Raw genomic sequence first — 12,356 nt, forward strand, 5'->3', positions numbered from 1 at the left:
TCTTATTGAACATTCTTTTTTTAGCAGGTGCAAAAAATGAAAAAATTTTTATTGTTAAACGGCCCAAACCTTAATTTGCTTGGAAAAAGAGAACCTGGGATATACGGTGCAGAGACGCTTCAGCATCTTGAGGAACGCCTTGTCAAGCTGGCTGCCTCACATGGGGAGGAATTGACGTGCTTTCAATCCAACCATGAAGGCGAACTGATTGACAGGCTGCATGAAACAATGGAAGCAGGCATAAACGGGGTTATTTTCAATCCCGGGGCTTTCACTCATTACAGCTATGCATTGAGGGATGCCATTGCAGGAATCGACTGTCCGGTAATCGAAGTACATATTTCTAACATTCATTCACGCGAGCCTTTCCGGCATATTTCAGTTACAGCGCCAGTGACCGCGGGCCAGGTCATCGGGCTGGGCTTTAAGGGATATGAACTTGCGTTCGAGGCTTTAAGGGAGATTGTAAAGGAGAGGGAAATCTAATGGAGAAACTGAAGAAGCTTCGCAGTCGTTTCGAAGAACTGAATATTAAGGGCATGTTAATTACAAGTGAGTACAACCGTCGGTTTATTTCCGGATTCACGGGGTCATCCGGAGCAGTGCTGATTACTGAAGAGAAAGCTTTGTTCATTACGGATTTCCGTTATACAGAACAGGCAGCGAAACAGTGCGAGGGATTTGAAATTGTGCGTCATAGCGGAGCCCTTCTTGAAGAGGCCGGCATCCAGTCCGGTAAGCTCGGAATCGGAAGGCTTGGATTTGAAGAGGAACATATGTCTTTTTCCTCCTATAGGGTATTGGATAAAAAAACAGAAGCAGAGCTAGTGCCGGTTTCAGGCGAAATTGAAAAGTTGCGCTTGATTAAGACGGATGCAGAGATTAAGATATTAAAGGAAGCGGCTGAGATTGCCGACCGTGCATTCGAGCATATTATCAAGTTCATCCGTCCAGGTTTAACAGAACTTGACGTATCAAACGAATTGGAGTTCTTTATGAGAAAGCAGGGAGCTTCTTCGTCTTCCTTTGATATTATCGTGGCATCCGGAATCCGTTCTGCTCTTCCACATGGCGTTGCGAGTGATAAGGTGATTGAGCATGGAGATATGGTCACCCTGGACTATGGAGCGTACTACAAAGGATATATATCGGATATGACCCGGACAGTTGCAGTGGGCCAGCCCGCAGACAAGCTGCGGGAAATTTATGACGTTGTACTTCAGGCGCAGCTTCGCGGTCTTGAAGGGATAAAGCCGGGATTGACTGGCAGGGAAGCAGATGCCCTGACAAGGGATTATATTTCCGGTAAAGGCTTCGGTGAATATTTCGGGCATTCTACAGGGCACGGCATAGGACTTGAAGTTCATGAAGGACCTAGCTTATCAATGAAATCAGATACAGTCCTAGAAGCCGGAATGGCTGTGACAGTTGAGCCGGGCATCTATATACCTGGTCTTGGCGGTGTCAGGATTGAGGATGATACTATAGTCACGAAGGATGGCAACGAGAAGCTGACTCATTCAACAAAAGAACTCATCATTCTTTAAGAGGATTTAGGAGGATTTGCATGATTTCAGTAAACGATTTCCGTACAGGACTAACCATTGAAGTTGATGGGAGCATCTGGCGCGTAATGGATTTCCAGCACGTTAAGCCGGGAAAAGGGGCCGCATTTGTCCGTTCCAAGCTTCGCAACCTTCGGACTGGTGCAATCCAGGAAAAAACATTCAGGGCTGGAGAAAAAGTAGCGAAAGCCCAAATTGACAACCGTAGAATGCAGTATCTTTATGCAAGCGGTGACCAGCATGTATTCATGGATAATGAATCATACGAACAAATTGAGCTTCCTGCAAGCTCGATTGAATATGAATTGAAATTCCTGAAAGAAAATATGGAAGTTTCCATCATGATGTTCCATGGTGAAACGCTTGGAGTAGAACTTCCAAACACAGTAGAGCTGGAAGTAGTCGAGACTGAGCCTGGAATAAAAGGCGACACAGCTTCTGGAGGCACTAAGCCGGCAACAGTGGAAACAGGGCTTACAGTAAATGTTCCATTCTTTGTAAACCAGGGAGACAGGTTGATCATCAATACAACTGACAGCTCATACGTATCCCGTGCATAAAAAATTTCCCGCCTCTTTTAAAGGGGCGGGAAATTTTTTTGTTTACCTGAAAGTAACCATATTTCCAAACTTTCTGCAAAAATTCTGCAAAGTTTTCTCTTACATTGAAATTGTATTTTACATCCAATGGAGGAGAAGTGAAGAAAAATGGATATGACACATTACATGGAACTGCTGGCAGATAATCAGCCATGGAACTTGATCCTGTTTATGGCAATACCGGTCATTCTGGCCGAAACGATTGCCATCAGTGAACTGGCTATCCTGTATACCAGAAAGTACAGCGGCGGGTTATGGAAGTTGAATAAGGTTTGCAGCATTTTGGCAGGCCTTTATTTTACTGGGGTGTTCTCTTATCTTTTTGTCAATGTTGTCATTCCATTAACCTCTGGAGGACAATGGCGCGGGGCAATCGACGTTATTGCGGTAGGCTTTTATCTCCTTGGTGTCGTGCCATTGCTGGGAATGGCCCTTTTGGATATGAATCTTATTTGGAAGAACAAATCCATTGAACAAAAATTGAAAATCCATGCATTTTTTGTAGGTTTTTTCCTGGTTGTGGCGCATGTTGCGATGATTTTTGGCATGCTTGACCCTAGACTGGGCTCAGGAACTGAAGGGCATAGCCATATGGACATGTAGCATGTGTCTTGGACATTACCGAAATGGTCAGAATGATTCCTTTTTCCACAAAGCTTTTTTTGTGGAGCAGAAGAACAATTGCAGGGGAGAGTGGAAAAATATGAAGCGATTTACAGCCGTGATGATGACTGCAGCATTGACAGCTGGCATCCTGTCCGGGTGCGGTTTTGGCAGCGAGAAGAAAGAACTGTCACTGGATTCAAAGCACAAGCCGCTGCCGGATTATGTCCTGAATGCCTCGCCGATTGTCCAGGAAACATACATGCTGGCGGCACAGTATCCTGAAGTAGTTTCTTCAGTTCCGTGCTATTGCGGATGTAATGAACAGGATGGACATGAAAGTAACCTTGATTGCTTTATAGACCAGATGGGCCCTGACAATGAAGTCCTTGAATGGGACGCCATGAGTATATCCTGAGACGTGTGTGTCGATATCGCCCGGGAGGCGGTAGATATGCATCAGGATGGAAAGGAATTAAAGGAGATTCACCGGTTGATCAAAGCAAAATATGAGGATTTTGGCACACCGACTCCTACGCCTGAACCAAAGTAAGGGATGAGCATGAAGAAATTAGCTATTGTTTTTACAGCTCTGGCAATCATCGGGTTGACCGTCTGGTTGAGCCCGGCTCCCGATTTTACGAGCAAAGAAGAAAAAGCAGTGATAGAAAATGGAAACCAACTGTATAACAAGCTTTGCCTCGCCTGCCACGGTGAAAACGGAGAAGGTGAAGGCAAGCTTGCAGGTACTGCCTTAAATAACCAGTATTTTTTAAGCACTGTAACAAACCATGACTTAGAGAACTATATAAAAACAGGACGGAAAGAAGCAAAGATGCCAGAATATGAATCTGTGCTTGAAGACAAACAAGTACATGACCTTGTATCCTTTATTCGAAGCTGGCAGACAAAGACGCTCGAGCTTGAAGCCCCATCATCCATTGATGGAGACAGAGTGAACGGTAAAAGGATGTACAATTTGTACTGCATGAGCTGCCATGGCGAAACCGGGAGCGGAATGGAAGGGATGGGGACAGCGCTGTCGCATCCGAGTTATTTAAAATATACCGCTGACAGGCAAATATGGCTTGCGACGGCTTATGGACGAGAGAACACCAGGATGGGCCCGTCCCTTAAAGGTGGAGATGGTGTCAGACAGCTAAGTAAACAGGAAATCTCTGATATCGTTTCTTATTTACGTGGAGATCTGTCAGGTCAATATAATCCGGCAGCCTATTCCCATATACAAAAAGGCGGTATTCAGCAGCTGGCAGATAATAAAAAAGGGCACTCCCATTGAGGAAGTGTCCTTTTTACATGCATAAACTATTTTTCTATTTCTCCGTTCCAATCATCCATTCCGCCAGTCATATTATAGATATTCTTGAAGTTTTCATCGTTAAGAAGGGTGCTAGCGTCAGCGGAACGGCCACCGCCTTTGCAAACAATTAAATAATTCCCTTTCCTGTCAAGTGACGTGAGTTTCTCACCTAGTTCTTTTAGAGGAATGGATTCTGCACCAGGGATATGCCCTTCTTTGAATTCAGCAGGAGTACGTACATCTATCACTTCAACCTGCCCTTCTTCTACCATGTTCTTCGCTTTATCCGCAGTAATATTTCGGTAATCGCTATCCGAACAGCCGGCTAGCATACTGGATGCAATCAGAATGGCTATCAGTCTTTTCATAAACAGATCTCCTTTTTAAAGAATGCTTTAAGGGCATTTTACAATAAAAGTTTCGGATCTTAATGTAGACATTTTGTGTCATGACACTGCTGAAAAAACAAATGGAATGTCAATCGGGTTATATAATGTGGGAAAACCGGAATTATTGACCAACATGTGTAAAATCTTTGACGAAAAGGGAAAGAATCTGTCAAGTAACAGAATGTTCAAGACTGGCTCAACTTAATAGCTAAGGCGCAATCTATAGTTAATTATATGAGGGTTATAGTATTAAAACCATTAATAGAGCTAGGTAATGAAGGAGGATCTGCATGATGAAAAAATGGGTTATTCTGGTATTTGTCATCCTGTTTGGAACCAATTTCGGGATCTGGGAGGCAAATGCCGAGGGAGGATTTAAAGCAGAAAAGTTTGAGTACAAGGAAATGCAAATCCAAATCATGCCCGAATTTGACTACCCTGAAAACTGGCCGAAGGATGAACCCTCCTTGCTCGTGGGTTATTATGGAACGGTTATCAATAAAAGCGGTACTGATTTCAACGGAACAATTGAACTGCCATTGCCGATGAAGGACAAGGACTTCAGTGTATACCTTGTTGCAGAATTTCCCGATGCGAATAAGCCTGAGGTACAAAGGCCCTATAAGCTGGACAGAAACAAAGGTGTCTTGACTTGGGACCCGGGAACAGCAATTAAGAAAGATGAAGAGTATCGCTTTGTTGTTGAATACTATGTAAATCCTTTCAGTATGAAGGGAGCAGATAAAAGCTTTAGCTTCCAATATACACCCCAGGCTGAAACGGAAAAACTCGATGTCATTATCTATAATCCGCTGAATGCCAAAGATTTCAACATTGAGCCGAAAACGCAGAATATATCAAAAAGCGAGTATGGGCAAGAGCTCTACCACTATCAATATACGAATGCGGAAAAGGGGAAACCCCTGAAATATACCGCTTCCTACAAAAAAGAAGGGAATGAGTCAAGCCTTTCTATCATCAGCAAGATGAACCCGCCAAGCGATGAAAATCATGGAGAGACCGCAACGAAGCAAGTGGCGAAAAATAATGGGGAACGGCCGCTCATTAACACCTCGGGTGCCATTATCATCGGAGTATCAATAATCATTGCCGGTATTTTTATTTTCCTAGGCTTAACCTTCGGCAGGAAAAGTGCTCCGCGAAAGTCCGTACAAAAAAAATCAGTCAAAAATCACGGAAGCAGAGAAAAGAAGGCAGCAGGCAATGCTGCCAGTGAAAAGAAAAAACTCCGCATTCAGCTTCTTAACGGGAAGATTGACCAAAAAACATATGAAGAAAAAATAAAAAAGCTAATGTAAAGAGGTGGAGAAGATGAAAAAGAACACTCTTGTCATGCTTGGTGGTTTCGTTATTGCTGGTGCAATCATATTCCTGCTTATGGCTGCAACTCCCGGTTCAAGCGGAGTTGAACTGACACTTAAGGATTTGAAGGAGAACCAGGAAAAACACAAGGATGATTTTGTCACATTTGAAGGACTTTTAGTGGAAGACACAATTGAATGGAATGCGGATAAAATCAAACTGAATTTTGATGTGAACGACAATGAAAATAACAAAATGCATGTTGTTTATAACGGCGTGAAACCTGATAACTTTTCCGATGGGGTCATCGTAATTATGCAGGGCTATTTAGGAAAAGAGGATCATTTCGAGGCGGAATCCATCAAAACAAGATGCCCGTCAAAATACGAAGGTGAAGACATGAAAAACTATGACCCCGATACGCATAAGGACAAGCTCAATAAAAAGCCCGAAGAACCAGCAGCAGGGCAGCCTTCTAAGTAATAGAAGCTGCCAATCATGATCAAGAAGGTGATGGAGTGTACTTACTAGGTAATGCCGCAATTTACATTGGATTAACTCTAGCAGTCTATTCTTTTATAAGCATTGTTGCAGGAATACTTACAAAAAAACAGACACTTGTCGACAGTGGAAAGGGAGGGGTAATTGCAGTCTTTCTGTCTGCCTCTGTTGCCGTCGCTGTACTGCTTTATGCGCTGGCCACTTCGCAGTTCCAGTTTGAGTACGTAAAGGATTACACAAGCAGTGAACTGCCGATTCTGTATAAGCTTTCTGCGTTATGGGCCGGCAATGCTGGTTCCCTGCTCTTATGGACATTTTTTTTAACAATGTATACAGCTATGATTGCTTTTTCCCGCAAAATGAGAGGGAATCCAATGATTCCTTATATTTCCGCAATCCTGCTGGTGAACTCCATCTTCTTCTTTTTCATTCTTGGTTTCGTGGCCAAGCCATTTATCCTCCTGAATGAAATACCGATGGAGGGGCGGGGATTGAACCCCATGCTACAAAATCCGGGAATGGTCATCCACCCTGTGACACTTTATCTTGGCTACGTTGGGCTTGCGGTGCCATTTGCCTTTGCGATGGCTGCTTTGATTCTTAAAAACATGGATGACTACTGGATCAAGATGACAAGAAGATGGACCATCATAGCATGGCTATTCCTGTCACTTGGAAATATCTTTGGGGGACAGTGGGCATATGTCGAACTTGGATGGGGCGGATATTGGGCATGGGACCCTGTTGAAAACGCCTCTTTCATGCCTTGGCTGACAACAACAGCATTTCTTCACTCCGTTATGATCCAGGAGAGAAAAAACATGCTGAAGGTTTGGAATATCAGCCTGATCGTCATCTCTTATGCCCTTACACTATTCGGTACCTTTCTTGTGAGAAGTGGCGTATTGACCTCAGTACACGCATTTGCCGATTCCAATCTAGGCATGTACTTCCTGATCTTTATGGGGGTTGCTGTTATTGGGGCCCTGTATATTGTCATGAGCAGGTACAGCCTGATTAAACGCAGTGCCGGGGAGTTTCAGTCTTTCGTATCCAAGGAAAGCAGTTTTTTGATTAATAATTTGCTTTTGCTGGGAGCTGCATTTGCAGTGTTCTGGGGTACAATTTTTCCTCTCGTATCAGAAGCAGTCAGAGGGACGAAAGTAACAGTCGGCATTCCTTTTTTCAATAAAGTTCAGGCGCCGATCCTTTTGTCGATGATGTTCATCATGGCGGTTTGTCCGCTGCTAGCCTGGCAGCGGTCCACAGTGAAAAACCTTAAGAAAAACTTCATCATTCCCGCCATCCTGAGCCTTGCAGGCATGATTCTCATGGTTCTACTGGGAATCCAGAAGGCATGGGCAGTCATTGGCTACGGTGTGATTATCCTTTTATTTATTACCCACTACCTTGAGTTCTACAGAGGAGTTAAAGCGAGGCGGAAAATGACAAAGGAAATGCCAATCGTTGCCTTGTACAGGCTTATGATAAAAAACCGCAGGCGCTATGGCGGCTATATCGTGCATATTGGAATTGCATTTATTGCAATGGGCATCATTGGGTCCCAGAACTATGATGTGGAAACCATGAAGACTTTGAAAGCAGGAGAGTCACTCGATATTAAAGATTACCGAATGACATATGAAAAGCTGGACCAGAGATCGGAAGGTGTCAATGACATAGTCTATGCCGATGTGACTGTCTTCAAGGATGGAAAGCTTCTTGGGAAATATGAACCAGAAAAAGTGTTTTACGGTAATTGGGAAGAACCGTCATCCGAGGTGGCTCTTCACTCCTCGATAGCCGAAGACCTTTACATTGTACTTAGCACTTGGGAAGAAGATGGGACCGCCACATTCATTGTAAAAGTCAACCCGATGATGAGTTGGCTCTGGATGGGTTCAGGCCTGGTTGTGATCGGTGCATTGTTTGCCATTTGGAATGGAAAACACAAACATATCACACCGAAATATACAGGAGCCATGAAAGAGGTGGTATAGGGTGAGAAAATTACTTTCCATCTGTTTTATTGCCATACTTTTCGTGCTCCAGGCGTTCCTCTTAAACACGCATGCAACCAGTCCGGATGGTGAATATGACTACAAGTCGGCCGAGTTTAAAGCCGTGGCAGCACAGTTTTTGTGCACATGCGGCTGCGGGCAGTCCCATTATGATTGTGATATGGCTGGGTGCAATAATACTGATGCGTTTAAAAAAGATATTCTAACCATGATGAAAAAAGGAATGGATAAGGATGAAATCCGCCATTATTATGTAAAAACGCTTGGTGAGGAAATCCTGATGGCACCGGATAGCAAAGGATTCAGCCTTGCTGCGTGGGTCATGCCTTTTGCAGCGCTTGGCGGTGCAGGAACAGGTGTCTTTGTTGTCATCAGACGTTGGGTGAAAAGGCGTGATGATACCAAAACCCTGGAAGAAGACTTGAAGGAAGCAGACGAGGTGGAAGGGGAAATCATGTCTTCCATGATAGAAAAAGAACGGAAAAAGTATCTTTAGGATGTGAATGAAATGGAAGAAATTTCAGTCATCTCGATGATTTTGACAGCGGCTCTAGCACTATCCTGCCTGTTTTTGATCCTCGCCCCGCTGTTCAAAAAGGGTGTCAGTCCGGAAAAGGACACAGGGAGAAGTGAAGGGTCTGCTACGAATAAAGAGATTCTTTTGACAACGCTGAACGAGCTGGAATTTGAATATAAGATGGATAAGCTGTCGGAGAAAGACTATCAAATAGTAAAGAAACAATATGAAATCCAGGTTGCCAAAATCATGAAAGAAGAAGAGCGTCCGGCTGTAAAAAATATAGATAAAGATCTGCTTGAAGAAGTGGAAAGGGAAATCGAAGAGGCTGCCAAGAAATACAGAAATAAAAAAGGAGCGAGATAGTATGAAAAAGCTATGCGTCCTTCTTGTCTCCATCATGCTTTTCCCCTTCGGCTTGGCTTCGGCCTCGGTCCAAGCTGATGGATTAAAGGTTGATATGCATTATGTTGTCGTTGAACCTGATGGGAACGGAAGTGTCCTTGTCAAACATATGGTCAGTTATACAAATCCGGGTGAGAAGGAATACCAGGGCAACGGCAACGGCTCCATTTCAGTTACGCTTCCAAAAGGGGCGATAAACCTGCAGGTCCAAGATGAATCGCTTGGAGCCAAGCCAAACGCCGCAGGATTTTCTGTTTCCAAGCCGGTTCCTGGGAAAGGATCAATTGTTCTACCCTATACGTATCAAATGCCTGCGGGAATTCCTATTGCGTTTTCTCTTGATTACCCGCTTGAAATCATGCAGGTTCTCGTCCCCGATGGGAAGGGCAGCATTGAGTTTATCGGGGCGGAAAGTTCATCTCCGCAACAGATTGACATTGATGGCCGGTCTTTCTGGATGTATAGCCTGGAGCATGTTGATCCAGGGAAAGAAATCAAATTTGCGTACGCGAAGGATCAGCAGCCGGCTTCCGGTGAGGACCCCGCGACGATCGATAGCAGTAAGAATCCAAGTACAGCAAGTGATGTTACGAGAAAAGCGCCGGATTTCCATAATCCGGGCCATATCAGGCTGTGGGAACAGTCAGCCCTGAAGAAATTTAATCCGCATGTGCTCCTTGTCGTACTCGGAATGATTCTCTTTTCTGGGATAAGCTACTACTCTTATTTTAGGTGGAAGAATCGGATTGAAGATGCGAAGTTTGGAGCCGATGAGGAAGAAGCGGCCTTTAAACAGCTTCTTGCACGGCAAAATGCCATCATGGACAAAATTATGGAACTGGAGGATACATACGCACAAGGAAAGGTAAGTGAAGAAGAGTATTCAGTAAAGCTGGATGCCTATAAAGAACACCTTGTCCAAGTGAAAATGAACCTGCGCCAATTTGTCGAATAGGAGGGCCGCAGATGATTGTAGCCAGAAAACTGACCAAGCAGGCCGATGACAAATTCATCCTCCGCGGAATCGATCTTGAAATAAACAAAGGGGAGACGGTGGCTATCCTTGGCCCGAATGGTGCCGGGAAAAGTACTTTATTAAAGGTGCTGGCAACCTTGATCAAGCCGACATCGGGACTAGTATCCATTAAGGGGCTTGAAATGAAGAAGAGCCAGCATGAAATAAGGAAATTGCTCGGATACCTCCCTCATTCCAGCTTCCTTTATGACCATTTCACCCCGCTTGAGAACCTAGTATTTTATGGGGCGGCGTACGGGATGGATCATATCGAGGAAAAAGCGGTCTCCTTGATCAGCTCGGTTGGGTTATCCTTCTTTCTCAACGAACCAGTTAAGAATTTCTCGAGGGGAATGGTCCAAAGAGTGGCCATTGCGAGGGCTATCATTCATGATCCTGAAGTCCTGCTGCTTGATGAACCTCATACAGGCCTTGACCAGGGGGCTGCCGATACCCTGAATTCAGTCATTTTGACAATGAAAGAAAAAGGGACCACAACACTTATGGTGACACATGACTTCAAGCAGGCCGCGGAAATTTGCGAGCGTGCTGTCGTCATAAAAAACGGAAAGCTTATTGCCAATTTCTGTTTGAATGGAAAGGATGTCAATTTTCTTCATAGTAAGTATACGGAACTTGTGGAGGGAGGTGCCTCATGAGCGGTTTTTTCAAAAACGCCTTCCTGATCGCAAAAAAAGATTTATACTCAGAACTCAGGACCCGCCAGGTACTTGGGACAATGATTATCTTTTCCGGTCTTGTCATCCTTGTATTCAGCTTTGCGTTTGACCCGGCCCAGAATACGACGAAGGCAGTCATTCCAGGGGTTATTTGGGTGATTATTGTGTTCTCGGGCATTTTGGGGCTCAATCGGTCGTTTATCTCCGAACAGAGGAATGACACGATGCAGGCCTTGCTCATTTCTCCGATGGACCCAAGCAGCATTTACTTTGGAAAGCTTCTGGCAAACTTTACAATGATCCTGATTGTTGAACTGGTTTCAGTCCCTTTTCTATTCCTGCTGTTCGATTTCCATTCCATAGGAAGTGTGGGCTATTTCCTTCTCGTACTGTTCCTGGGGAGCTTTGGTTTCATTAGTATCGGTACATTCCTTGCAGCCCTTGCAGCTAATTCCAAAAGCAGTGAAATGCTGCTGCCGCTCCTTTTGTTTCCGGTGACAAGCCCAATCCTCATTGGGGCAGTCCAGGCGACGAAAATCATCCTCAGCAATATTGAAAAGCTGCCGGATGCTGTCGCCTGGATGCAGCTGATTGGCGCATATGATGTTATTTTCTTTGTGCTTTGTCTCATTCTCGTCGAATATGTCATGGAGGTGTAACTCATGGAAGCCTGTGCAGAAAAAGAAAAAGTGCCTGTTTTTTTCGAGAGGAAATCAAGTCTTGAAAAAGCTCTTTTTATTGGAGCAGCAGCAGGGTTGCTGATCTCATTTTATTTAATCTTCATATGGTCGCCAATTGAAAAAACAATGGGACTTGTACAAAAGATCTTTTATATTCATGTTGCTTCCGCTTCAACTGCTTTCATTGCGTTTTTTATCGTTTTCGTATTCAGTCTCTTGTTTATCATCAAAAGAAAGAGAATTTTTGACACCTATGCAAAGGTTTCAGCCGAAATAGGCCTCGTGCTGACAACAATTGTCCTTACGACGGGGCCAATCTGGGCTAAGTCCTCCTGGAATACATGGTGGGCATGGGAACCGCGCCTGACAACTACCTTGATATTATGGTTCATTTACATGGCGTACTTTATGATCAGGCAGATGGATGGTGTTTGGGAAAAGAAGGCCCGTCTAGCTGCTGTTTTCGGGATGATTGGGTTCATAGACGTTCCAATCGTGTTCTTTTCCATTCGCTGGTGGCAGTCGAAATTCCATCCTATCGTGTTCGGAGCCGGCCCATCCCAGCAAGGAGGGGGAGTTGACGAAAGGATGCTTGTGACATTGCTTGTAACAATATTTGCAGTACTTCTTCTATATGGTTATCTGCTGCTGAAGGGCGTTGCCCTTGAAGGAATGAAAATAACGTTGAACCATCGCAAGGAAAAAATCAGGGAAAGACTGATCCAATAGGAGGAAAT

At 44.3% G+C, this 12,356-nt stretch carries 16 protein-coding genes; 15 read left to right on the forward strand and 1 reads right to left on the reverse strand.

Annotated features, from left to right (window positions below):
* Window positions 1-36 precede the first annotated feature (36 nt).
* The 6 genes from aroQ (at window position 37) to D1970_RS14920 (ending at window position 4,067) form a co-directional block, all read left to right on the forward strand.
* On the forward strand, window positions 37-486 hold the full coding sequence (gene aroQ, locus D1970_RS14890) for a type II 3-dehydroquinate dehydratase (RefSeq protein WP_119113656.1): 450 nt from the start codon (window positions 37-39) through the stop codon (window positions 484-486).
* Window positions 486-1,547, forward strand: a complete 1,062-nt coding sequence (locus D1970_RS14895; RefSeq protein WP_119113657.1) for a M24 family metallopeptidase — start codon at window positions 486-488, stop codon at window positions 1,545-1,547. The genes aroQ and D1970_RS14895 overlap by 1 nt, the downstream gene beginning before the upstream one ends.
* Before the next feature lie 20 nt (window positions 1,548-1,567).
* Window positions 1,568-2,125 carry an elongation factor P gene (efp, locus tag D1970_RS14900; protein WP_119113658.1) on the forward strand — a complete coding sequence of 186 codons (558 nt, stop codon included), beginning with the start codon at window positions 1,568-1,570 and terminating at the stop codon, window positions 2,123-2,125.
* Window positions 2,126-2,272: 147 nt separating this feature from the next.
* Window positions 2,273-2,767, forward strand: coding sequence for a DUF6803 family protein (locus D1970_RS14905; protein ID WP_119113659.1), 495 nt, complete (start codon window positions 2,273-2,275; stop codon window positions 2,765-2,767).
* A 100-nt stretch (window positions 2,768-2,867) separates the two neighbouring features.
* Complete coding sequence (locus D1970_RS23435; RefSeq protein ID WP_374978556.1) at window positions 2,868-3,320, forward strand: PCYCGC motif-containing (lipo)protein; 453 nt, start codon at window positions 2,868-2,870, stop codon at window positions 3,318-3,320.
* Window positions 3,321-3,329: 9 nt separating this feature from the next.
* A complete protein-coding gene (locus D1970_RS14920; RefSeq protein ID WP_119113662.1) occupies window positions 3,330-4,067 on the forward strand; it encodes a c-type cytochrome in 738 nt (245 codons plus the stop codon).
* 26 nt (window positions 4,068-4,093) lie between these two features.
* On the opposite strand, the gene D1970_RS14925 is transcribed toward D1970_RS14920, so the two are convergent.
* Window positions 4,094-4,456 carry a rhodanese-like domain-containing protein gene (locus tag D1970_RS14925; RefSeq protein WP_119113663.1) on the reverse strand — a complete coding sequence of 121 codons (363 nt, stop codon included), beginning with the start codon at window positions 4,454-4,456 and terminating at the stop codon, window positions 4,094-4,096.
* A 311-nt stretch (window positions 4,457-4,767) separates the two neighbouring features.
* Between D1970_RS14925 and D1970_RS14930 the strand changes: the two genes are divergently transcribed.
* From D1970_RS14930 to D1970_RS14970, 9 genes are read left to right on the forward strand one after another with little or no spacing between them, the layout of a single operon-like run.
* Window positions 4,768-5,796 (forward strand): hypothetical protein, encoded by a 1,029-nt coding sequence (locus D1970_RS14930; protein ID WP_119113664.1) that lies wholly within the window; start codon window positions 4,768-4,770, stop codon window positions 5,794-5,796.
* A 13-nt stretch (window positions 5,797-5,809) separates the two neighbouring features.
* Window positions 5,810-6,283 carry a cytochrome c maturation protein CcmE gene (locus tag D1970_RS14935; RefSeq protein WP_119113665.1) on the forward strand — a complete coding sequence of 158 codons (474 nt, stop codon included), beginning with the start codon at window positions 5,810-5,812 and terminating at the stop codon, window positions 6,281-6,283.
* A 35-nt stretch (window positions 6,284-6,318) separates the two neighbouring features.
* Window positions 6,319-8,301 carry a heme lyase CcmF/NrfE family subunit gene (locus tag D1970_RS14940; RefSeq protein WP_119113666.1) on the forward strand — a complete coding sequence of 661 codons (1,983 nt, stop codon included), beginning with the start codon at window positions 6,319-6,321 and terminating at the stop codon, window positions 8,299-8,301.
* Between the two features lies 1 nt (window position 8,302).
* Window positions 8,303-8,818 carry a cytochrome c-type biogenesis protein gene (locus D1970_RS14945; protein WP_119113667.1) on the forward strand — a complete coding sequence of 172 codons (516 nt, stop codon included), beginning with the start codon at window positions 8,303-8,305 and terminating at the stop codon, window positions 8,816-8,818.
* Window positions 8,819-8,830: 12 nt separating this feature from the next.
* Window positions 8,831-9,205 (forward strand): hypothetical protein, encoded by a 375-nt coding sequence (locus tag D1970_RS14950; protein ID WP_119113668.1) that lies wholly within the window; start codon window positions 8,831-8,833, stop codon window positions 9,203-9,205.
* 1 nt (window position 9,206) lies between these two features.
* Window positions 9,207-10,199, forward strand: coding sequence for a hypothetical protein (locus D1970_RS14955; RefSeq protein WP_119113669.1), 993 nt, complete (start codon window positions 9,207-9,209; stop codon window positions 10,197-10,199).
* Between the two features lie 11 nt (window positions 10,200-10,210).
* On the forward strand, window positions 10,211-10,918 hold the full coding sequence (ccmA, locus tag D1970_RS14960) for a heme ABC exporter ATP-binding protein CcmA (RefSeq protein WP_119113670.1): 708 nt from the start codon (window positions 10,211-10,213) through the stop codon (window positions 10,916-10,918).
* A complete protein-coding gene (locus D1970_RS14965; protein WP_119113671.1) occupies window positions 10,915-11,598 on the forward strand; it encodes a heme exporter protein CcmB in 684 nt (227 codons plus the stop codon). The genes ccmA and D1970_RS14965 overlap by 4 nt, the downstream gene beginning before the upstream one ends.
* A 3-nt stretch (window positions 11,599-11,601) precedes the next feature.
* Window positions 11,602-12,348, forward strand: a complete 747-nt coding sequence (locus D1970_RS14970) for a cytochrome c biogenesis protein (RefSeq protein WP_119113672.1) — start codon at window positions 11,602-11,604, stop codon at window positions 12,346-12,348.
* The last annotated feature ends 8 nt before the right edge of the window (window positions 12,349-12,356 follow it).

The organism is Mesobacillus zeae (assembly GCF_003570705.1).
GTDB classification, from domain to species: domain Bacteria; phylum Bacillota; class Bacilli; order Bacillales; family Cytobacillaceae; genus Mesobacillus_C; species Mesobacillus_C zeae.